This is a genomic window from Kribbella sp. NPDC051770, from assembly GCF_040681455.1.
Lineage (GTDB): Bacteria > Actinomycetota > Actinomycetes > Propionibacteriales > Kribbellaceae > Kribbella.
Genome location: NZ_JBFAYT010000006.1, coordinates 113,973 through 135,748, shown reverse-complemented (window position 1 = coordinate 135,748; position 21,776 = coordinate 113,973). Strand labels below are relative to the sequence as shown.

At 71.1% G+C, this 21,776-nt stretch carries 18 protein-coding genes; 10 read left to right on the top strand and 8 right to left on the bottom strand.

The window, feature by feature from the left end; translation table 11 throughout:
• Positions 1-2 precede the first annotated feature (2 nt).
• Positions 3-2,456: an excinuclease ABC subunit UvrA gene (locus AB0M01_RS20965; protein ID WP_363671858.1), complete on the top strand. Its 2,454-nt coding sequence runs from the start codon at positions 3-5 to the stop codon at positions 2,454-2,456.
• 71 nt (positions 2,457-2,527) lie between these two features.
• Entirely contained in the window at positions 2,528-3,364 is an 837-nt protein-coding gene (locus AB0M01_RS20960; RefSeq protein ID WP_363671856.1) for an SAM-dependent methyltransferase, read from the top strand.
• A gap of 160 nt (positions 3,365-3,524) precedes the next feature.
• Here AB0M01_RS20960 and AB0M01_RS20955 read toward each other — a convergent pair whose 3' ends face one another.
• The 3 genes from AB0M01_RS20955 to AB0M01_RS20945 are packed head-to-tail and all read right to left on the bottom strand — an operon-like array spanning position 3,525 to position 6,248.
• On the bottom strand, positions 3,525-4,058 hold the full coding sequence (locus tag AB0M01_RS20955; protein WP_363671854.1) for an Lrp/AsnC family transcriptional regulator: 534 nt from the start codon (positions 4,056-4,058) through the stop codon (positions 3,525-3,527).
• Positions 4,055-5,524 (bottom strand): aldehyde dehydrogenase family protein, encoded by a 1,470-nt coding sequence (locus AB0M01_RS20950; RefSeq protein ID WP_363671852.1) that lies wholly within the window; start codon positions 5,522-5,524, stop codon positions 4,055-4,057. Before AB0M01_RS20950 ends, AB0M01_RS20955 begins: the two co-directional genes overlap by 4 nt.
• Complete coding sequence (locus AB0M01_RS20945) at positions 5,514-6,248, bottom strand: SDR family oxidoreductase (RefSeq protein WP_363671850.1); 735 nt, start codon at positions 6,246-6,248, stop codon at positions 5,514-5,516. Before AB0M01_RS20945 ends, AB0M01_RS20950 begins: the two co-directional genes overlap by 11 nt.
• A gap of 113 nt (positions 6,249-6,361) precedes the next feature.
• On the opposite strand from AB0M01_RS20945, the gene AB0M01_RS20940 reads away from it, so the two are divergent.
• Positions 6,362-6,808 carry a MarR family transcriptional regulator gene (locus tag AB0M01_RS20940; RefSeq protein ID WP_363671848.1) on the top strand — a complete coding sequence of 149 codons (447 nt, stop codon included), beginning with the start codon at positions 6,362-6,364 and terminating at the stop codon, positions 6,806-6,808.
• Entirely contained in the window at positions 6,805-8,025 is a 1,221-nt protein-coding gene (locus AB0M01_RS20935) for an MFS transporter (protein ID WP_363671846.1), read from the top strand. Before AB0M01_RS20940 ends, AB0M01_RS20935 begins: the two co-directional genes overlap by 4 nt.
• Positions 8,026-8,028: 3 nt before the next feature.
• Here AB0M01_RS20935 and AB0M01_RS20930 read toward each other — a convergent pair whose 3' ends face one another.
• A complete protein-coding gene (locus AB0M01_RS20930) occupies positions 8,029-9,915 on the bottom strand; it encodes an ABC transporter permease (RefSeq protein ID WP_363671844.1) in 1,887 nt (628 codons plus the stop codon).
• 69 nt (positions 9,916-9,984) lie between these two features.
• Positions 9,985-10,572 (bottom strand): TetR family transcriptional regulator, encoded by a 588-nt coding sequence (locus AB0M01_RS20925; RefSeq protein WP_363671842.1) that lies wholly within the window; start codon positions 10,570-10,572, stop codon positions 9,985-9,987.
• Between the two features lie 91 nt (positions 10,573-10,663).
• Between AB0M01_RS20925 and AB0M01_RS20920 the strand changes: the two genes are divergently transcribed.
• Positions 10,664-13,177 (top strand): bifunctional FO biosynthesis protein CofGH, encoded by a 2,514-nt coding sequence (locus AB0M01_RS20920; protein ID WP_363671839.1) that lies wholly within the window; start codon positions 10,664-10,666, stop codon positions 13,175-13,177.
• Here the strand turns inward: AB0M01_RS20920 and AB0M01_RS20915 are convergent.
• The 3 genes from AB0M01_RS20915 to AB0M01_RS20905 form a co-directional block, all read right to left on the bottom strand.
• Positions 13,155-14,069 carry a GNAT family N-acetyltransferase gene (locus AB0M01_RS20915; protein ID WP_363671837.1) on the bottom strand — a complete coding sequence of 305 codons (915 nt, stop codon included), beginning with the start codon at positions 14,067-14,069 and terminating at the stop codon, positions 13,155-13,157. The two genes, AB0M01_RS20920 and AB0M01_RS20915, sit on opposite strands and share 23 nt — an antisense overlap.
• A gap of 528 nt (positions 14,070-14,597) precedes the next feature.
• Positions 14,598-15,209, bottom strand: a complete 612-nt coding sequence (locus tag AB0M01_RS20910) for a hypothetical protein (RefSeq protein WP_363671835.1) — start codon at positions 15,207-15,209, stop codon at positions 14,598-14,600.
• Positions 15,202-17,169 carry an acyl-CoA dehydrogenase gene (locus tag AB0M01_RS20905; RefSeq protein ID WP_363671833.1) on the bottom strand — a complete coding sequence of 656 codons (1,968 nt, stop codon included), beginning with the start codon at positions 17,167-17,169 and terminating at the stop codon, positions 15,202-15,204. The genes AB0M01_RS20910 and AB0M01_RS20905 overlap by 8 nt, the downstream gene beginning before the upstream one ends.
• 58 nt (positions 17,170-17,227) lie before the next feature.
• On the opposite strand from AB0M01_RS20905, the gene AB0M01_RS20900 reads away from it, so the two are divergent.
• From AB0M01_RS20900 to AB0M01_RS20880, 5 genes are all read left to right on the top strand, one after another.
• Positions 17,228-17,623 (top strand): TOBE domain-containing protein, encoded by a 396-nt coding sequence (locus tag AB0M01_RS20900; RefSeq protein WP_363671831.1) that lies wholly within the window; start codon positions 17,228-17,230, stop codon positions 17,621-17,623.
• Positions 17,624-18,478: a molybdate ABC transporter substrate-binding protein gene (gene modA, locus AB0M01_RS20895; RefSeq protein WP_363671829.1), complete on the top strand. Its 855-nt coding sequence runs from the start codon at positions 17,624-17,626 to the stop codon at positions 18,476-18,478. It abuts the gene before it with no gap.
• A gap of 38 nt (positions 18,479-18,516) precedes the next feature.
• Positions 18,517-19,326: a molybdate ABC transporter permease subunit gene (modB, locus tag AB0M01_RS20890; protein WP_363671827.1), complete on the top strand. Its 810-nt coding sequence runs from the start codon at positions 18,517-18,519 to the stop codon at positions 19,324-19,326.
• Positions 19,323-20,390, top strand: coding sequence for an ABC transporter ATP-binding protein (locus AB0M01_RS20885; protein WP_363671825.1), 1,068 nt, complete (start codon positions 19,323-19,325; stop codon positions 20,388-20,390). The genes modB and AB0M01_RS20885 overlap by 4 nt, the downstream gene beginning before the upstream one ends.
• Positions 20,391-20,597: 207 nt before the next feature.
• On the top strand, positions 20,598-21,551 hold the full coding sequence (locus AB0M01_RS20880; RefSeq protein WP_363671823.1) for a hypothetical protein: 954 nt from the start codon (positions 20,598-20,600) through the stop codon (positions 21,549-21,551).
• The last annotated feature ends 225 nt before the right edge of the window (positions 21,552-21,776 follow it).

Below are 21,776 nucleotides of genomic sequence, written 5' to 3'. Positions count from 1 at the left end.
TCATGCGATGGGGCGAGCAGGTCTCGGTACGTGGCGCGCGGGTGCACAACCTCAAGGACGTCGATGTCGACGTTCCCCTTCGGCAGCTCGTCGGGCTGACCGGCGTCTCCGGATCCGGGAAGTCCTCGCTCGCGCTCGGCGTCCTGTACGCCGAAGGCTCGCGCCGCTACCTCGAGGCGCTCTCCACCTACACCCGGCGCCGCCTGTCCCAGGCCGCGCGCGCCGACGTCGACGCGGTCGACGGTGTCCCGGCGGCGATCGCGCTGCATCAGCGGCCCGGCGTACCGGGGGTGCGGAGCACGTTCGGTACGGCGACCGAGCTGCTCAACGCGCTCCGGCTGATGTACTCGCGGCTCGGTGTCCACCGCTGCCCGAGCGGGCACCCGGTGCCGCCGACCATCGAGATCGCGTCGACCGGGTTCGCGACCTGCCCGGTCGACGGGGAGCGGTTCGCGGCACCCGGCGCGGAGGAGTTCGCGTTCAACTCCGACGGCGCCTGCCCGACCTGCTCGGGGACCGGCGAGACGCGGCAGATCGACCAGCGTTCGCTCGTACCGGACGAGTCGCTGTCGATCGCGCAGGGTGCGGTCGCGGCCTGGGGATCGTTCGGCGCCGGGCTGCTGCCGCAGGTGGTCGCGCAGCTCGGCGTACGGACCGATGTGCCGTTCCGGGACCTGACGCCGGCCGAGCGCGAGACCGTGCTGCACGGCGAGGAGACCTCGCGGGTCGTGGTGGTGGCGAGCAAGAAGGGCAACGCGTTCGAGCTGAACGCGACGTACCGGAACGCGAACCGGGTGATCGAGGACGCCCTCGGCAACGCGCAGAGCGAGACGGCGGTGACGCGGCTGGACCGGTTCGTGCACGTCGCCGAGTGCCCGACGTGTGGCGGATCGCGGCTGAACGAGCGGGCGCGGTCGGTGCCGTTGAACGGGGTGACGCTGGACGTGATCTCGACCTGGCCGCTGGACCGGACCACCGAGTTCGTCCGCGCGCTGCCCGCGGCACTCACCCCAGAGCTGCGGCGGATGGCCGAGCAGATCGTCGAAGCCTTCACGGCGAACGCCGATCACCTGCTCGGGCTGGGGCTCGGGTATCTGTCGCTGGGGCGCGCGTCGCGGACGCTGTCAACAGGCGAGCTGCAGCGGGTGCAGCTGAGCCGGACGCTGCGGAGCAGCGCGACCGGGCTGCTGTACGTGCTCGACGAGCCGTCGATCGGGTTGCACCCGAGCAACATCGACGCGCTGATGCAGGTCGCGCGCCGGCTGATCGAGACCGGGAACTCGGTGGTGCTGGTCGATCACGACGTGCGGGTGCTGCGGCACGCGGACTGGCTGATCGAGATCGGTCCGGGCGCGGGCTCCCAAGGTGGGCAAGTAGTTGCCACCGGCAAGGTCCCGGAACTGGAAGCGGCCGGCGGCTCGCTGATCGGCGGGTTCCTGAGCGGACGCGAGCCGGCGGTCGTCCGCCCGCGGGTGGACGACGTCTTCGAGCACGGCCGGATCCACCTGGAGACCGGACCGCGCTTCACCCTGCACCCGTTGGACGTCGACTTCCCGCTGCAGCGGCTGACGGCGGTGACCGGGGTGTCCGGTTCGGGCAAGACGACGCTCGTACTGGAAAGCCTCGCTGCCGCGATCGGCGCGCGGCACGACGACCGCCCGCTGCCCACCCATGTCCGGCAGCTGAAAGCGGACGAGATCGAGCGGGTGGTGGTGGTCGACGCGACCCCGATCGGCCGCAACGTGCGATCGACCGTCGCGACGTACAGCAACCTCCTGGACGACCTCCGCCGGGCCTTCGCCCGGGAGACCACCGAGTACGCCGCGGCCGACTTCTCCTACAACACCGGCAGTCTGCGCTGCCCACAGTGCGAGGGCACCGGGCAGATCTCGCTCGACGTGCAGTTCCTCCCCGACGTCGAGATCCCCTGTCCGCTCTGCGGCGGCACCCGCTACAGCGCGGAAGCCGACCAGGTCACCCTCGACGGGATGACCATCGCCCAGACCCTCGCGCTGACCGTCGCCGAGGCCCGGCAGCACTTCCCGAAGCTCCGCAAGCTGCAGGCCCGGCTGCGGACGCTCGACGAGGTCGGCCTCGGGTACCTGATCCTCGGCGAGGCGACCCCGGCGCTGTCCGGCGGTGAGGCCCAGCGCCTCAAGCTCGTCGCCGACCTGGAGAAACCGCAGCGGGGCACGCTGTTCGTCTTCGACGAGCCGAGCGTCGGCCTGCACCCGGCCGACATCCGCGTCCTGCTCACCGTGCTCGACCGGCTGATCGCCGCGGGCGCGACGGTGATCGTGATCGAGCACGACACCGACCTGATCGCAAACGCCGACCACGTGATCGATCTCGGGCCCGGCGGCGGCGACCAGGGCGGCCGGATCGTGGCGGCCACGACTCCGCAGCGGCTGCACGAGTTCCCCGAGAGCGTGACCGGCCGGTACGTCGACCACTAGGGCCTGGTCACCGGCTGCGCCGCAACCGCTACGATTCTTTCCTACTTCACGGGACAGCGCGAGGAGCAGCGATGAGTGACCTTCCGGACGAAAGCGCGAACGCCGACCGGATCGACCTGAGCGTGCCGCACAGTGCCCGGGTGTACGACTACTTCCTCGGCGGCAAGTCGAACTTCGCGATCGACCGGACGGCCGGCGACCACCTGCTGGAGGCGTTCCCGGGGTTCCGGACCGCCGCGCAGTCGAACCGGATGTGGATGCACCGGGCCGCCAAGTACGTCGCCGAGCGCGGCATCACCCAGTTCCTCGACGTCGGCACCGGCATCCCGACCAGCCCGAACCTGCACGAGGTGGTCCAGGCGATCGTGCCGCAGGCACACGTCGTGTACGCCGACAACGACCCGATCGTGCTCTCGCACTCGCGCGCCCTGCTGGTCAGCGCACCGGAGGGCGAGACGGCGTACGTCGAGGCCGACGTGACGAACCCGCAGGCGATCCTGGAGTCCGACGAGGTGCGCTCGCTGCTCGACCTGAGCAAGCCGGTCGCGCTCAGCCTGGTCGGGGTCTTCCACTACATCACCGACGACCAGAAGCCGTACGAGCTCGTCCAGCAGCTGCTCGAGCCGCTGGCCTCGGGCTCGTTCCTGATCTTCTCGCACTGCACGCCGGACTTCGCGCCGGCCATGTGGGAGCAGGCGATCCAGGTCTACAAGGCCGACGGCGGCGACGCGCAGGTCCGCAGCAAGGCCGAGATCGAGCAGTTCTTCACCGGCCTGGAGCTGGTCGAGCCGGGCGTCGAGGTCCCGTTCCGCTGGCACCCGGACGAGGAGACCGAGCAGCTCGCCGAGCGCAACGTCTTCACCGACGTCAGCTGCAGCCTCTGGGTCGGCGTCGCGAAGAAGCCCTGACCGGTCGGCCGGCGTCCTCGGTACTCGAACCAGTCGTCGCCTGACGTCTTTCAAGTACCGACCCTCGATCGGTGGCCGGTACTTGAAGACAGTTGGCGGGTTGAGTCCGGTGGCTGATTGACCGCCGGTCCTCGACCGGTGCTCAGTGCGTTGCGGGCTGCTAGAGCTTGCCGAGCAGCCCGGCCCCGAAGTTCTTGGCCGGCATCTCGGCCACCGACAGCAGCGTCGCGGTGCGCTGGATGCCGGGGATTCGCCAGACGTCCTCCATCAGGATCGTCCGCAGCTCGGCGTAGTCGCGGACCCGCATCCGGATCAGCAGGTCGAGGTCGCCGGTGACCAGGGTGACGTCCTCGACCTCGGCCAGCTCCCAGAGCCCGGTCATGATCGTCGCCACGTCGTACCCGGCGGCCGCCTCGATGGACAGGAACACGACCTGCCCGTAGCCGATCGCCGCCCAGTCGACCTGCGCGCTGAACCCGGTGATCACGCCGTTGCGTTCCAGCCGGGCCATCCGCTCGCCGACGGTCGGGGCGGAGACCCCCAGCTGGGTGGCGATCTGCCGCTGCGACGTCCGGCAGTCCTCGACCAGGATCTTCAGCAGCGCCAGGTCGACGGCGTCCAGCTCGTACGGTTCCCGCGCCGCCGCGGCGACCTCGCGGATCCGGGCCAGCGACGAGTTGTTGTCCGCGATCATCCGGCCAACCCTAGAGCCGTTTCGGACACCAGCCGCAACTGGGTGAAGGCCAGGATGCCCTCGACACCGCCCTCGTAGCCGTAGCCGGAGTTCCCGAGTCCGCCGAGCGGGGCGTCGGGCAGCGACGGCGCCAACTGGTTGATCCCGAGGTTGGACGCGTTCAGCCGCCGTACGACGTGGTCGCGCACACTCAGCCGGTCGGTGAACAGGTACGCCGCGAACGAGTACGGCGCCGCGTTCGCGGCCACGATCGCGTCGTCCAGCGCGCCGAACGACGAGACGGTCGCGATCGGACCGAACGGCTCCTCGGACAGGATCGCGGCCCCCGCGTCGAGCGCGAGCCCGGCGACGACCGTCGGCGCGAAGTAGAACCCGTCGCGCTCGACCTGCCGACCACCGGTGGTGATGGTCCCGCCGTGCGCGACGGCGTCCTCCGCGAGCCGGACCAGCCCATCCACGCGACCCTGGTGAGCCACCGCGCCGAGCGTCACGCCCGGCTCGGTCCCGTGCCCGAGCACGTACGACGCCGCCCGCGCGGTCAGCCTGGCCACGAGCTCGTCGTACAGCGACTCGTGCACGAAGTACCGCGACGGCGCGACGCACGACTGACCGGCCGACCCGAACTTCGCGCCCGCGGTCGTCGCGATCACCTGGTCGACGTCCGCGTCGTCCATCACCAGCACCGGCGCGTGACCGCCCAGCTCCAGCACCGTGCGGATCAGCTGCGGCGCCGCCTGCGCGGCCAGCGCCTTCCCGACCGCGGTCGAGCCGGTGAACGACAACGCCTTGATGCGCTGGGACGACGTGAGCTGCGCCGACACCTGCTGGGGATCACCGAAGACCAGGTTCACCACGCCGTCCGGGAGCCCGGCCTCGACGAGCAGCTCCACGACGAGCCGCGCGGTCGCCGGCGCGAACTCCGCCGCCTTGAACACCACCGTGCACCCGGCGGCGAGCGCGGCGCCGAGCTTGCGGGTCGCGAGCACCGCCGGGAAGTTCCAGGCCGTGATCACCGCGACCGCGCCGAGCGGCGTGGGCACCGACGTACGGCGGGAGCCCGCGACGACCCCCGGGAACGTGGTCGCCTGGACGCGGCCGGCCTGCTCACCGTTCCACCGCAGGGTCTCGACCGCGCGGCCGATCTCGCCGCGCGCGTCCGCCTCGGTCTTGCCGGTCTCCAGCAGGATCGTCGCGACCGCCTCCTCGGTCCGGTCGGCGAGCAGGTCCGCCGCCCGGCGCAGGATGCCGCCGCGCTCGCTCGCCGCCGACGCCGACCACGCGGGGAACGCATCGGAAGCCGCCACGACCGCCCGCTCGACCTGCTCGGCCGAAGCCAGCGAGACCGACCCGACGACCCAACCGTTGCCTGGGTCAACGTTCTCCAGAGCCCCGGCCTCGCCTGCGACCCAGGCGCCGCCGACGTACAGGTCGGCACTCATCCGGGCCGCGGCGACGTCAACGGACATAGGAAGCACCGTTCACGTCGATCGTCGTCCCGGTCGCGTGCTTGGCCAGCCCGGTGGCCAGGAACGCGATGATGTTCGCGACGTCCTGCGGCTGCGCGACCTCGCCCAGCCCGGTCTGCTCGGCGGCGACCGCGACGCCGACGGTGTCGCGGAAGTGCTCGTTCAAATCCGTGTCCACATACCCCGGCGCCAGCGCGAACGCGGTCACGCCGTCGCGCCCGTACTGGCGGGCGATCGTGCGCGTCATCGCGACCACTCCGGCCTTGGCCGCCGCGTAGTGCCAGTACTCCGGGTCCTCACCGCGGAAGGCCGCCCGTGACGCCAGGTTCACGATGATCCCGCCGCTGTCCTGCGCCGAGTACGCCGCGACCGCCGCGCGGCAGAGCACCGCGGGCGCCTTGAGGTGCAGGTCGAGCGAGAAGTCCCAGACCCGCAGCCACTCGTCGAGCGACGCGTCCAGCGGAGCCGGCGGGTAGGCACCGGCGTTGTTGACCAGTACGTCGATGCGCCCCTTGACCGCCCAGGCGTCGTCCCAGAGCCGGCCGGTCGCGGCCAGGTCGGTCAGGTCGGCGACCAGCGGCGTCGCCTGCTCACCGAGCTCCGCGGCGAGGCTCTCCAGCGCGGACTCGGCGCGGTCGTGGATCAGCGCGTGCCCGCCCTGGGCGACCACCGTCCGGGCTGTCGCGGAACCGATCCCTCCGCCCGCACCGGTGATCAGAACCACTTTTTCTTGAAGATTGCCCACCTGACTGCCTCCAAGTCATCGAACTCGTAAGGCAAACGATGCCACAAACCTTACACTGGAAACACATAGTATTCCTATGTAATATGGGAGACGTGATCGCAACAGACCTCTCCACGCTCGGTGTCGACGTAGTGGTGGCCTCGGCCCGCCTGAGCCGCCTGGCCAGCCGGGACGTCAGCGCCCTGCCGCACGCGGCGATGCGCTTGCTGGGCCGGCTCGACGAGCTCGGGCCGACCCGGATCAGCGAGCTCGCCAAGGCCGACCGCTGCTCGCAGCCGACGATGTCGACGCTGGTGCAGCGCCAGGAGGAGAGCGGGTGGGTCCGGCGCGAGCCCGACCCGGCCGACTCCCGGGCCAGCCTGATCAGCCTCACCGAGGCCGGTCTGGCCGAGCTGAACCGGGCCCGGCACGAGGCCGGTGCGGCCATCGCCCAGCGGCTGGTCCAGCTGCCCGCCGCCGACCTCACCACGCTGGAGGCCGCGGTCACCGTCCTGCAGAAGATCCTCACCCTCGAACCAGTGGAGGAAACCCCCCGGTGAGCAGCACCAGCAGCTCCTTCCTGAAGCAACCCAAGTCCGTCTGGGCGGTCGCCTTCGCCTGTGTGATCGCCTTCATGGGCATCGGTCTGGTGGACCCGATCCTCAAGCCGATCGCCGAGCAGCTGCACGCCAGCCCGTCGCAGGTGTCGCTGCTGTTCACCAGCTACATGGCCGTGATCGGTGTCGCGATGCTGATCACCGGCGCGGTCTCCAGCCGGATCGGCGCGAAGCGCACTCTGCTGATCGGTCTCGCGATCATCGTGGTGTTCAGCGCGCTGGCCGGCCTGTCGAACTCGATCGGCGCCATCGTCGCCTTCCGGGCCGGTTGGGGTCTGGGCAACGCCCTGTTCATCGCCACCGCGCTGGCCACCATCGTGAACTCCGCGGCCGGCTCGGTCGCCGAGGCGATCATCCTGTACGAGGCGGCGCTCGGCGTCGGCATCGCTGCCGGCCCGCTGGTCGGTGGCGAGCTCGGCACCATCTCCTGGCGCGGCCCGTTCTTCGGCGTCGCCGTGCTGATGACGATCGCGCTCGCCGCGACCGCGTTCCTGCTGCCCGCGTCGCCGCCGGCTCCCCGGCGTACGTCGATCCTCGAACCGCTGAAGGCGCTGCGGCACCGGTCGCTGGCCACAGTCGCGGTCACTGCCCTGCTCTACAACTTCGGCTTCTTCACGCTGCTGGCGTTCACGCCGTTCCCGCTGGCGATGTCAGCCCGGCAGATCGGCCTGATCTTCTTCGGCTGGGGCATCGGCCTGGCCCTCACCTCGGTATTCGCGGCGCCCTGGCTGCAGAAGCACTTCGGCACCCTCCCGGTGGTGATGGCGTCGCTGCTGCTGTTCGCCGCCGACCTGGCCGTGATGGGCGCCTACGCCCACCACCCGCACGTGCTCGCGGTCGGCGTGGTCGTGGCCGGGCTGTTCCTCGGGGTCAACAACACGCTGATCACCGAGGCCGTGATGGGGGCCGCGCCGGTCGAGCGCGGGACTGCGTCGGCGGCGTACAGCTTCGTCCGGTTCTCCGGCGGCGCGGTCGCGCCGTGGCTGGCCGGCAAGCTCGGCGAGGAGGTCAACGTCCAGCTGCCGTTCTACGTCGGCGCCTTCGCCGTCGTGCTCGCGGTCGGCGCCCTGGCCACCGGCTGGAAGCCGCTCGCCCACCTGCGGATCCCGTCCTCGCACTCCAAGAGCGAGGCGGAAGCGCTCACCGTCGCCGACGCCTGAGCCTCACTCCCGACCGCCGAGGACCACGACCGGGCTGAACCGGGTCGTGGTCCAGGCGGTCAGCGCCGCCGTCCCACCGACGACGGCCAGCGCCCCCGCGAGGATGATCCCGAGCAGCGTCCACGGTACGGCGACCACCACCACCCCGAACAGCTGCGCGGTCCCCGCGCCCACCCCCGCCAGCGCGGCTCCCGCGACCAGGCCGCCGAGCAGCACCCCGACCACGACCACCGTGATCGACTCGACCGTCGCGACCCCGACCACCTGACGCCGGGTCAGCCCGGCCATCCGCGCCAACGCGAACTCCCGCCGCCGTTCGGCCGCCGCCATCACGACGGCGTTCACCACGGCCACCGCCGCGTAGACCCCGGCCAGTCCCATCAGGACGGCGAAGATCCCGGTGTCGTCGCGCAGCTCGACGGCCGCCTTGTCCTCGGCCCACTCCCGCACGGTCCGCACCTCTCCCGCCGCCGACAACTCACCCGTGAGCGCCTTCAGGTCAGCACCAGGATTCACCCTCACCAACGTCTCCGTAGAACCCCCCAAACCGACGGTCAACGCCTTCGGCACGAAGAAGTTCTCCGTGACATCCAGGGTCTCCGGCATGATCGCGACCACCTTCAGCACCCGCCGCTCGCCGCCGATCGTGGCCGAGACCGACTGCCCCAGCTTGTACCCCTCGGCCGCCATCCCCGGCCCGATCGCGATCGTTGCCCCCGACAACTTGTCCAGCGAGCCGCGGCGCGGCCGCAGGTCGTGCGTGCGCTGGTACCCGGCCGGGTCGATCCCGATCGCCTCCGAGTACGTCGTCCGCTTCCTCCCGGTGATCGCGACCGGCACCGTCGTCTGCTCCGACACCGCGGCGATCCCCGGACCCGGCTGCACCGATCCCTCGACGACCAGGTCCGCCGAGATCAGCTGCCGCTGCTCCTCCCCCACCGCCTTCGCCTGCGACCCGAACACACCCCACAGCCCCGCGAGCAGCCCGACCAGCACGATCAGCGGCGCTGCGGTCGCGGCACTTCGCCGTACGGCGTGCAGGACGCCGGCGCGGGCGAGATCCGTGACGACGTGCCCGCGCAGCAACATCGCCGGCAGGCGCCCGGCGACCGGGACGACGACCGGGCTGAGCTGGCTCAGCGCGACCGAGCCGCTGATCATCACGCCGAGCGCGATCACCAACCCCGCCACGAAGTCCCTCGACGCCTGTGCGGCGACCACCATCAGGAGCGTGGCCGCGGCCGACGACAGTCCCCAGAACCAGCGCCACCCGGTCATCACCGGCATCGTCCGCGGCAGGTCGCCGATCGCTTCCAGCGGCTGGACGCGCGACGCCCGCCAGGCCGCCGCGAAGGCGCCGACCACCGCCGTACCGACGCCGACGAGCGCGGCGACCCACACCGGTCCCCACAGCCACGGCGCCTCGAACCAGGGCGGCAGGATGCCGACCTTGATCAGCAGCGCGGACTGCGCCCAGGTGCCGACCAGGCCGAGCAGCACCCCGAGGACCGTCCCGGCCAGCCCGGTCAAGGTTGCTTCGAGCAACAACATGAGCCGGAGGCTGCCGCGCTGGGCGCCGACCAGCCGGAGCAGGCCGAGCTCCCGGCGCCGCTGCACCACCGCGAAGCCGAACGTCGTACTGACCACGAACACGGTCAGGAAGACGGCGAGCATCACCGACATCCCCAGCAGCGTGCCGGCTCCGGCGTACCCCTCGCGGATCTTCGCGCGCTCCTGACCCGACAGCCCCGGCGGCAGCACCGGTCCGTCGGTCGCAGCCAGCACCTGCAGCGCCGACTGGATCAGCCCGACCCCGAACGCCACCGCCACCACAGCACCCGCGAACAGGTGCCACCGATCCCGCAACGCCCCCAGCGACATCCTCAGCATGCCCCCAGCCAACCGGTCCGGGCAGCGTCGAGCCCGGGCCGCAGCACCCGTTCGCAGGTAGTGCGCGCGCTACCTCAGGTACACCAGCAGGGCAGCGACGTCCTCCTGGTTGAACGGCCTCGCACTGACCAGCGACTGCAGCAGCAGACCGTCCAGCGCGGCGACCAGCAGGCTCGCCTTCTGGCGATTGGTGGTGAACGTCCCCGCCATCTCCGTCAGCGGCTGCAGCCAGGCCCCGGCCGCCTCCCGCAGCTCCGGCCGCCTGGCGGCCAGCAGGTACAGCTCGTACGCCGCCAGCGTGCGTCCGCGGCGGTAGACCAGCAGGTGCTCGACCAGCCGGGCCAGCTCGTCGGCCGGACGCGCGCCCAGCTCGGTCGCCCGCTCGTGCAGCTCGGCGGTGAGATCCTCGGCGGCGCTGATCAGCGCCGCGACCAGCAGGTCGTCGAGCGTCGCGAAGTGGTACGTCGTGGAGGCCAGCGAGACACCGGCCTCGGCCGCGACCGCCCGGTGGCCGACACCTGCGACACCGGCCCGCTCGACCAGGGCGAGCGTCGCGCGCAGCAGTTCCTCGCGCCGCAGCGCACCGCGCACCCGGCGCCCGTCGCTGCCCGCCCGCGACCGCCCCGCACGCCCGCCGACTACCTTGCTGACCTGCACGAACAGCAAACTAGCAAGACAGACGTACTGATTGTTTTTCGGCCCGGGATTCGCGAGATCCGGGGTCGCGGAGCGCCTAGGCTCGGATCCCGTGACCTCTCCTCTCAGCACCGCGATGCGGCGGGCGCTCAAGCGCGCGGACGACGGCAAGACCCTGGACCAGGCCGAGGTGGAGGTGCTGCTGACCGCCTCCGGCGAGGCGCTCGACGCGCTGATGGCGACCGCCGCCCGGGTCCGCGACCAGGGCCTGCAGGACGCCGGCCGGAGCGGGATCGTCACGTACTCCAAGAAGGTCTTCATCCCGCTGACCCGGCTCTGCCGCGACCGCTGCCACTACTGCACGTTCGCGACCACGCCGGGCCGCGTCGAGTCGCCGTACCTGAGCCCGGACGAGGTCCTCGAGATCGCTCGCCAGGGCGCCGCGCTCGGCTGCAAGGAGGCGCTGTTCACGCTCGGCGACGCCCCCGAGGAGCGCTGGGACGCCGCGAAGCAGTGGCTCGACGAGGCCGGCTACGACAGCACCCTCGACTACGTCCGCGCGATGGCCGTCCGGGTGCTGGAGGAGACCGGTCTGCTCCCGCACCTGAACCCGGGCGTCATGTCCTGGCAGGACCTGCAGCGGCTGAAGCCGGTCGCGCCGAGCATGGGCATGATGCTGGAGACCACCTCGCGCCGCCTGTTCGAGGAGAAGGGTCAGCCGCACTTCGGCTCGCCCGACAAGGACCCGTCGGTCCGGCTGCGGGTGCTCGAGGACGCCGGCCGCTCGAACGTGCCGTTCACCACCGGCCTGCTGATCGGGATCGGCGAGACGATCGAGGAGCGCGCCGACTCGATCTTCGCGCTGCGCCGGATCGGCCGCCAGTACGGCGGGCTGCAGGAGATCATCATCCAGGGCTTCCGGGTGAAGCCGGACACCGCGATGCGCAACGACGCCGACGTCCCGCTGGACGAGTGGCTGGCCGCGATCGCGGTCACCCGGGTCGTGCTCGGCCCGCGCGCCCGCGTCCAGGCGCCGCCGAACCTGGTCGACCTGAACGAGGCCAAGCTGCTGCTGGCCGCGGGCGTCGACGACTTCGGTGGCGTCTCGCCGCTGACGCCGGACCACGTGAACCCCGAGCGCCCCTGGCCGCACCTGGACGACCTGGCCAAGCTGACCGCCGACGCCGGGTTCACGCTGCGCGAGCGGCTCACCGCGCACCCGGAGTACCTGCGCGAGCCGTGGCTCGACCCGCGGCTGATCAACCACGTCGAGGCGCTGGTCGACCCGGCGACCGGGCTGGCGAACGAGGCCGCGATGCCGAAGGGCCTGCCCTGGCAGGAGCCGGACGGCGGGTGGGACTCGGTCGGACGGACCGACCTGCACACGGCGATCGACACCGAGGGCCGGCGGACCGAGACGCGGTCGGACTTCGACGCGGCGTACGGGGACTGGAACGTGCTGCGTGAGCAGGTCGCGGGCCGAGCCGCGCCGGAGCGGATCGACGGGGACGTCAAGGAAGCCCTCGCGGCGGCCGAGCGCGACCCGGCCGGGCTGTCCGACAGCCAGGCGCTCACGCTGATGACCGCGACCGGCCCGGCGCTCGACCAGCTGGCCAAGATCGCCGACGACCTGCGCAAGGCCGTGGTCGGCGACGACGTCACCTACGTGGTGAACCGGAACATCAACTTCACCAACGTCTGCTACACCGGCTGCCGGTTCTGCGCGTTCGCCCAGCGCCGGACCGACGCCGACGCGTACTCGCTGTCGATGGACGAGGTCGCCCAGCGCGCCGAGGAGGCCTGGGTGATCGGCGCCACCGAGGTCTGCATGCAGGGCGGCATCCACCCCGACCTGCCCGGTACGGCGTACGCGGACCTGGTCCGCGCGGTCAAGGACCGGGTCCCGCAGATGCACGTCCACGCCTACTCGCCGATGGAGATCGTGAACGGCTCGGTGCGCACCGGGCTGTCGATCGAGGAGTTCCTGATCTCGGTCAAGGAGGCCGGGCTGGACAGCATCCCGGGCACCGCGGCCGAGATCCTCGACGACGACGTGCGCTGGATCCTGACCAAGGGCAAGCTGCCGACCGCCAGCTGGATCGAGGTCATCTCGACCGCGCACAAGGTCGGGCTGCCGTCGTCGTCGACGATGATGTACGGCCACGTCGACTCCCCGCACCACTGGGTGCAGCACCTGCGCACGATCGCTTCGGTGCAGGACCAGACCGGCGGGTTCACCGAGTTCGTGCTGCTGCCGTTCATCCACACCAACTCGCCGATCTACCTGGCCGGCGTCGCGCGCCCGGGTCCGACGTACGACGAGAACCGCGCGGTGCACGCGATGGCGCGGATCATGCTGCACGGCCGGATCGACAACATCCAGTGCTCCTGGGTGAAGCTCGGCACCGAGGGCTGCGTCGCGGTCCTGAACGGTGGCGTCAACGACATCGGCGGCACGCTGATGGAGGAGACGATCAGCCGGATGGCCGGCTCCAAGCACGGCTCGCGGAAGTCGATCGAGGAGCTCACCGCGATGGCGACGGCCGCCGGGCGCCCGGCGCGTCAGCGCAGTACGACGTACGGCGAACTGCCGCAGCGCCCGATCACGGAGCTGGAGCTGGCGTGAGCCCGGCCAGCGGCAGCGGGGCACGCAGCGAGACGCTGACCAGCCCGTAGCCGAAGCCGAGCTGCTCGTTGAGGCGCCGCATGGCGTGGTTGCCGCGCTGGGTCCAGGTGTAGATCTCCGTGATCCCGTGCCCGGCGGCCCACGCCATGCTGGTGCGCTTCAGCGTCGCGGCGACGCCCTGGCCGCGCCACTCCCGGCGGACGGCGGTGTAGGCGACCTCGGCGCGCTCGGGCTTGTCGGTGTCGAGCATCAGCCCGGCGACGCCGATCACCTGCTCACCCGCGACGGCGACGAACATCGCGGCCGGGTCGTTGATCCACTCCTGCTCCCAGTCCTCGAGCGAGACCTTCAGCGCGGACGGGTGGTCCATGTCCGGGAAGGTCGGCAGCGCGACCTCGTGGTACGCCTTCAGCCACAGCTCCGGGCGCTCGGCGACCGACACGATCTCGTACGCCGCGGGCAGCTCCGGCCAGGGCTCGGCGCCGATCTTGCGCAGCTGCTCGACCTGCCGGTTCGACTCGACGAAGCCGAACCGCTCGGTGAACCGCAGCGACTCCTCCTCGTCGACGCTCGCCCCGGCCATGTCGTAGCCCTGGGCAACGGCATGCTCGGCCAGCACCCGGAGCACCGCCGTACCCACTCCACGCCGCCGGAACTCCGGCAGCACCAGCGCCGACAGGGCCTCGCGCTCCCGGTCGCCCGAGCGGTCCGCCACACCGCTGCCGACGACCTCGCCGTCGAGCTCGGCGAGCAGCATCAGCCGGCCGGGATGGTCGACGGCCCGGAGCTCCGCGACGCTCGGGCAGCGCTCGTACGGCATGATCGCGATCCGCACCGCCCGCCAGGCCTCGTGGTCGGCGTCGGTGCGCACGGTCCGGATGCTGGTCGTCATGAGCTCAGCTTGCCCGGCCGGGCCGCGATCGGCTCCTGGTTTTCGGGCCCGGGCTTGGCCCGGTGGTATCGGTCCCCAGTCGCACCGGTACCACCGGGACAAGAAAACGCCGGCCGTGCCGGGCGTCGGTCACCACCTCACTGGCGACCGGCGTCCCTGTGCGGCACGACCGGCGTCTTGCTCTGCCCCGAGAGGGCGTTCGGCCCGAAGGAAGGTGGGCCCGGACTCGTTTCCGCGGCCGGCAGGGGAGGTACAGTCCGGTCGCGGACGGGAGTTCGGTGTTCCACCAGGAGCCTGTGTCAGCGACCCGTCCGTCGCCGACAACTGAACGTTGTCATGCGAGCCCGGAGCGGGGCCATCCTCGGCATCAAACATTTGCATTGGCTTTTCAGAAGGCGACAGACTGTATACAAGTCGTCACGTTCCGTACCGACGTTGCCTGCCGCAACAAGTAAAAAGCTTGCGTGCTTGATTATCTCCGCGGCTGGGATCGCCGTGCTGGAAGGGGATCCCGGCCCCGGGAACGACTCAGTACGGGTAGGTGTCGTCGCGCCGGGTGGGGTCCATGTCCCACAGCGAGAACTCGACCACCTTGTGGGACTCCTCGCCGCCGGCCGGGCTCAGGCCGACCGTGTCGTAGTCCTTGGAGCCGATGCCGTCCAGGTAGCCGAGCAGCTCGAAGGCCGACCGGGCGTCCTCGATGTCGTCGATGACGTCGTCGTTCTGGGCCTCGTCGGCACGGCTGCGCACGTACGCGACGAACGCCTCCGGGTCGGTCACCACGAAGTCGTAGCGGGCCTGGTAGCTGAGCCGCAGCCCGTTCTCCGGGATCATCGGCTCGTCCATCTCGGCGACCCCCTCGACCAGCTCGCGGTAGTCCGCGGGGTCGTCGAAGTCGTCCGGCCCGAGCGGCACGTCGTCCAGCTCGTCGGGGTCGTAGGAGTCGATGCCCAGGAAGATGTCGCCCCAGCCGCGTTCGTGCACGGCGTCGGCCAGCACCCGCGACTGCACCCGGACGTTCTCGATCGCCGTCGTCGCCCGCAGGTCGTGCAGGTCCAGGGCGTCGGCCTGGGCCAGCAGCACCTTGGCCAGTTCGCGGGCGGCCTCGGCAGCGGAGGCGGGCTCGATCGGCTCACTCATGCAGCGACCGTACAACCATCGGTACGTCGACCGCCGCGCCCGGTACGCCGAACGCGTCCACGAGCTCGGTCGCGGAGCCCCGGATCCGGCCGCACAGCTCGTTCACCAGCGCCGTGATCGCCTTCGAGCGCGGGCCGGACAGCCGCCCGTGCTCGAGGAACCAGGCCCGGTCGTTCTCGATCGTGGCCAGCGCGTGCAGGTCGTACAGCTCCTTCAGCCGGTCCTGCGTCTCACCCTCCGGCGCCGCCTGGACCGCGTGCTGGAACGCCTCCAGCACGACCCGCTCGACGTGTGCGCGGCCGGCCGCGATGACGTGGTCCTGGCAGCGGTTGAACACCTCGAAGGCCTCGTCCCCGGCGTCGATCCCGGCCTTCAGCCGGCGCGCGACCCCGGACAGCATGTGCTGCTCGCGGAACCGCAGCAGCCCCGAGTGGTAGTCGTCGTCGCGCAGCCCAGCGTCCGGGTCGGTCGAGTCCGACCGGTTCGGTACGACGTCGCGCAGCCGCTCGACCAGACCGCGCAGCGCGGTCTTCTCGACCGCGATCTCGACCGCCTGCGCCGCGACGAAGCGCGCCGTACCGAGCGGGTCGAGCTCGCCGAACGAGCGCCGGTAGTCGGTCAGCAGGCCCTTGGCGACCAGCTGCAGCAGGACGGTGTTGTCACCCTCGAAGGTGGTGAAGACGTCGGTGTCCGCCTTGAGCGTCGACAGCCGGTTCTCGGCCAGGTAGCCCGCGCCGCCACAGGCCTCGCGACACATCTGGATGGTGTCGGTGGCGTGCCAAGTGCCCAAAGCCTTGGTCCCGGCCGCCTGGGCTTCCAGCGCGCGGCGGTCGTGCTCGTCACCGCCGGTGCCGCCGCCGCGCCCGTCGCGGGCGTCTCGCGGCTCGCCGTCGTCGGCGCCGAAGATCCGCGCGAAGTTCTCGACCAGCTCGGCCTGCGCGAAGTGCAGCGCGTACGTCCGGGCCAGCAGCGGGAGCAGCCGGCGCTGGTGCATCCGGTAGTCGAGCAGCAGCGCCTCCTCCGGGCTCCCGGGCGCGCCGAACTGGCGGCGCTGGTCGGCGTACCGGATCGCGATGGTCAGCGCGACCTTGCTCGCGTTGATCGCCGACCCACCGACCGAGACCCGGCCCTGGACCAGCGTGCCGAGCATCGTGAAGAACCGCCGGTCCGGGTTCTCGATGTCGCTGCGGTAGGTGCCGTCGGCATCGACCTGCGCGTACCGGTCGAGCAGCGCCTCGCGCGGCACCCGGACCTGGTCGAAGACGATCCGCCCGTTGTCGACGCCGTTCAGCCCGAGCTTCGGCCCGCAGTCGCTGAGCGTCACGCCGGGCAGCGGCTCACCGGCGTCCGAGCGGATCGGCACCAGCAGGCAGTGCACGCCGTGCGACTCGCCGCCGACCACGAGCTGGGCGAACACCGCCGCCAGCCGCCCGTGCCGGGCCGCGTTGCCGATGTAGTCCTTGCGCGCCGCCGCGGTCGGGGTGTGCACGACGAACTCACCGGTCGCCTCGTCGTACGTCGCGGTGGTCTCCAGCGCCTGGACGTTCGAGCCGTGCCCGGTCTCGGTCATCGCGAAGCAGCCGAGCAGGTCGCCGGTCAGCGCGTCGGCCAGGTACCGCTCGTGGTGCCGCTCGGTGCCCAGGTGCAGGATCGCGCCGGCGAACAGGCCGAACTGGACGCCGGCCTTCACCATCAGCGACAGGTCGCCGTACGCGAGCGTCTCGAAGCCGGCGATGAAACCGCCGAGGTCGCCCTGGCCGCCGTACTCCTTGGGGAAGCCGCGGGACGGGTGCCCCTGCGCGGCGATCTCCTTCAGCGTCCGGAGCACCTCGTCGCGGTACTCGTCGCGGCTCAGCCGCAGCCCGGCGTCCAGCAGGGACGCATGGCTGGCCAGCCCGTCCCGTACGACGTCACGTGCGGCCTTGTGCGGCCCGTCCAGGTAGTCGCGCAGCCCGTTCATGGTCCAAAACTACTCAACGCACAGAGCAGTCCGCAGATTCGGAACTATCATGTCCGTCATGCCGAATTTGCGGATCAGTGAGGCGGCCGCACTACTGGGAGTCAGTGACGACACCGTCCGCCGTTGGATCGACCTCAAACGACTACCGGTCACCGAGCAGGGTGGGCGGATGGCGGTGGACGGGCGCGCGCTGGCCGCGTTCGCCCAGGAGCTGGCCGAGTCCCCGGAGCCCGGTACGACGACCGCCGCCTCGGCCCGCAACCGGATGCGCGGCATCGTCACCCGGGTCGTCAAGGACGGTGTGATGGCGCAGGTCGAGCTGCAGGCCGGCCCGTTCCGGGTGGTCTCGCTGATGAGCCGCGAGGCGGCCGACGAGCTCGGCCTGGAGCCCGGCGTGCTCGCCGTGGCCTCGATCAAGTCCACCCATGTCGTCGTCGAGATCCCGGAGGTCTAGATGTTCCGCCCTACCCGCGCACCCGCCGTCCGCCCTGCCGGCTCGTCCTGGGCCCGCCGTACCGCCGTCCGCCGGACCGCCGGTGCCGTGCTGACCGCGGTCGTCGCGCTCGGGCCGGCCGCCTGCGGCGAGGACACCCCGGCGAGCTCCTCGAGCTCGTCGCCGTCGGCGGGCAGCAGCACCGCCGCCGTCTCGGGCACGGTGAACGTCTTCGCCGCCGCGTCGCTGACCGGTACCTTCACCCAGCTCGGGAAGGACTTCGAGGCCGCGCACCCGGGTGTCAAGGTGGTCTTCAACTTCGCCGGGAGCTCGGCGCTGGCCACCCAGATCAACTCCGGAGCGCCGGCCGACGTGTTCGCCTCGGCGGCGCCGAAGAACATGGACCAGGTGACCGACAAGGCGACACCGACCACGTTCGTGAAGAACGTGCTCGAGATCGCCGTACCGAAGGGCAACCCGGGCCAGATCACCGGGCTGAAGGACTTCACCGACAAGAACCGGAAGATCGCGCTCTGCGCCGCGCAAGTGCCGTGCGGCGCCGCGGCCGGGAAGGTGTTCGCGGCGGCCCAGCTGACGCCGCAGCCGGACAGCCTCGAGCAGGACGTGAAGGCCGCGCTGACCAAGGTCAGCCTCGGGGAGGTCGACGCCGCGCTGGTTTACAAGACCGACGTCCTGGCCGCCGAGGACAAGGTCGAGGGGATCGCGTTCCCGGAGTCCGCGCAGGCGGTCAACGAGTACCCGATCGCGACCCTGACCAAGGCGCCGAACGCCGACGGCGCGAAGGCGTTCGTCGACTTCGTGCTCTCGGCCGAGGGCAAGAAGGTGCTCAGCGAAGCGGGCTTCGACGCCCCGTGAGCTCTCGCCTGCAGGACGGCCTGCGGCAGGATCGCTCCATGAGCATCCGCCGCAGGCGACGGACCAGCGGCCGGCTGCCGCTGGTCCTGCTCCTGCCGGCGCTGCTCGGCCTGGCCTTCCTCCTGGTCCCGCTGATCGGCCTCCTCGCCGAAGCTCCCTGGTCGACCCTCCCTTCTCGCCTCTTCAGCGAGGAAGTCGGCCAGGCCCTTCGCCTGTCCCTTCTGTGCGCCAGCGTCGCGACGGTGATCTGCCTGTTCCTCGGCATCCCGCTCGCCTGGCTGCTCGCTCGCTCTGATCTCCCGGGCCGCGGCCTGCTCCGCGCTCTGGTGACGGTCCCGCTGGTTCTCCCGCCGGTCGTCGGCGGCGTCGCGCTCCTGCTCGTGCTCGGCCGGCGCGGGCTGGTCGGCGAACGCCTGGACCTGTGGTTCGGCTTCAGCCTCCCGTTCACCACGGCGGGCGTGATCGTCGCGGAGGCGTTCGTCGCGATGCCGTTCCTGGTGATCTCCGTCGAGGGCGCGCTGCGTGCGGCCGACCCGCGGTACGAGGAAGCGGCCGCGACGCTCGGCGCCGGGCGCTGGCTCACCTTCCGCCGCGTCACGCTGCCGTCGATCGCACCGGGCATCGTCGCGGGCGCGGTCCTGTGCTGGGCGCGGGCGCTCGGCGAGTTCGGCGCGACCATCACGTTCGCGGGGAACTTCCCGGGGAAGACGACGACGATGCCGCTGGCCGTCTACCTGGCGCTGGAGACCGATCCGGATGTCGCCGTGGTGCTGAGCATCGTGCTGCTGATCGTCTCGGTCGTCGTCCTCGCCAGCCTGCGCGAGCGCTGGATCAGTGGTCTGCGATGACCCTGCACGCAGACCTCCAGGTACGTCGTACCGGCTTCGAGCTGACGCTCGACCTTCGCATCGAACCCGGTGAAGTGGTCGCCGTCCTCGGTCCGAACGGCGCCGGAAAGACCACCGCCCTGCGCGCGATCGCCGGACTGCTGCCCGTCGACGCCGGCCGGATCTCCCTCGACGGCAAAGTCTGGGACGAGCCACCCCGCACCTTTGTCTCCGCCGACCAGCGCCCGATCGGTGTCGTCTTCCAGGACTACCTGCTCTTCAACCACCTGAGCGCGCTGGAGAACGTCGCGTTCGGCCTCCGCGCCCGCGGCGTCGACAAGCGCACCGCCCGCGCCGAAGCGGCCAAGTGGCTGGAGACCGTCGGCCTCACCGAGCACTCCAAATCGCGCCCGCGCTCCCTCTCCGGCGGCCAGGCCCAGCGCGTCGCCCTCGCCCGAGCCCTCGCTACCCAGCCCGAGCTGCTGCTGCTCGACGAGCCGCTGTCTGCGCTCGATGCCGGCACCACGCTCCACATCCGCGCCGAGCTCGGCCGGCACCTCGACCGGTACGAGGGCCGCACCCTGCTGGTCACCCACGACCCGCTCGACGCGATGGTCCTGGCCGACCGCCTGGTCATCGTCGAGCACGGCGAGGTCGTCCAGGAGGGCTCCCCCAGCGAGGTCGCCCACCGCCCGCGCACCGACTACGTCGCCCAACTCGTCGGCCTCAACCTGTACCGAGGCACCGCCGAGGGCACCACCGTCGAGCTCACCGACGGCGGCACGGTCACCATCGCCACCCCGGCCACCGGCAAGGTCCACGTCGCCTTCCCGCCGTCCGCGATCAGCCTCTACCCCGACCACCCGACCGGCAGCCCCCGCAACACCTGGCCGGTCGTGGTCACCTCGGTCGAGCAGCACGCCCACACCGTCCGCGTCCGCCTCACCCCCGCCGAGGGCTCACCGGCCCCCACCAACCTGCTGACCGACGTCACCCCGGCCGCCGTCGCCGAGCTCTCCCTCACCCCCGGCCGCCCCCTCTGGGCCACCCTGAAGGCCACCGAAACCCAGACCTACCCCAGCTGACCCCGCCCAGCTCCCCCACCCCAGCTCCCACCAGCGCCCCCGGCTGCTCCCAAAACCCCACTTTGGGCACCGCTCAGCCACGAATCCGCCGATTCGGTGACTGGCCCGTGCCCAAAGATGGCCGAGGGGGTGGTGGGGATGTTGCCTGGCGCAACGGTGTGGGGGGCGGATACTGGGGGCACGGGTCGTCGTCGGATGGGGAGCGTCGTGAGCGTGCCGAGTGTCGGGTGGCGGGAAGTGGTGGGTGCGGACGAGGAGGATCGGCACCGGCGGCAGGCCGAGGGGTTCGTGGCGATGCAGGCGCGGAAGTCGGAGAAGTTCGGCAACGGGCGCGCGCTGCATCGCAAGCAGGTGGCGGCGCTCAGGGCGACGCTGACCGTCCCCGGCGACCTTCCGGAGTACGCCCGCCAAGGTCTCTTCCGCGTGCCGGACAAGTACGACGTCTGGGTGCGCCTCTCGAACGGCGGGTTCAACCGCGCCGCGGACGCCGTACCGGACATTCGCGGCTTCTCGCTCAAGGTCCTCGGTGTCAGCGGACCGAGCGCGCTCGGTGGCGAGGCGGTCAGTCAGGACTTCGCGCTGATCAACCACGAGAAGTTCAGCTCGCCGACCAGCGAGGACTTCAGCAAGGTCGTCACCACCGCCGGGCAGACCCCTGGCCGGCTGCTGCTCAGCGTCGTGAAGGAGCCGCGCCTGATCCCGCGGCTGAAAGCGGTCGCGACCGCGCTCAAGGAGCCGTTCTCCGGCTTCGCGACGCAGGACTTCTTCAGCGCCGCGCCGATCTCCTACGGCCCGTACGCCGTCCGCGTGCGACTGCGCGCCCTGGCCGGCTACCCGAACCCCGGAGCCGTGGACTGGGCCGCGGACGTCTACGACCGGCTGGCCACCGACCCGCTGGACTACGACGTCCAGGTGCAGTTCTTCGCCGACGAGCAGCGGACCCCGATCGAGGACGCCTCGGTCACCTGGGACGCGCCGTACGAGACCGTCGCCCGGCTGACGGTCGGGCGGCAGAAGCCGGATGAGGCGTTCGCCGAGGAGGTCGACGCGGCCGTCTTCGACCCGTGGAACGCGAAGGCCGAGCACCGGCCGCTGGGCGAGGTGATGCGGGCCCGCAAGGTCGCCTACTTCGCCAGCCAGCAACAGCGCAACGCGACATGAAAGCCGAGCACGATCAAATCCATGCAAAGTTACGCCCCGTTACCTGGATGCCACGCACCGACATGATGTAACAGCGCTTTCCCCGCTCAGAATGACGTCGGCGTAACAAAGAGTGTTTACTTACTCACTCGTAGCACATGAGTTCTTCACAGCCGACTGATGACGTCATGCACTACGCCGACCCCCTCGGCGTTGCCCAAGATTCTCCGGGGCAACCACGAGAGA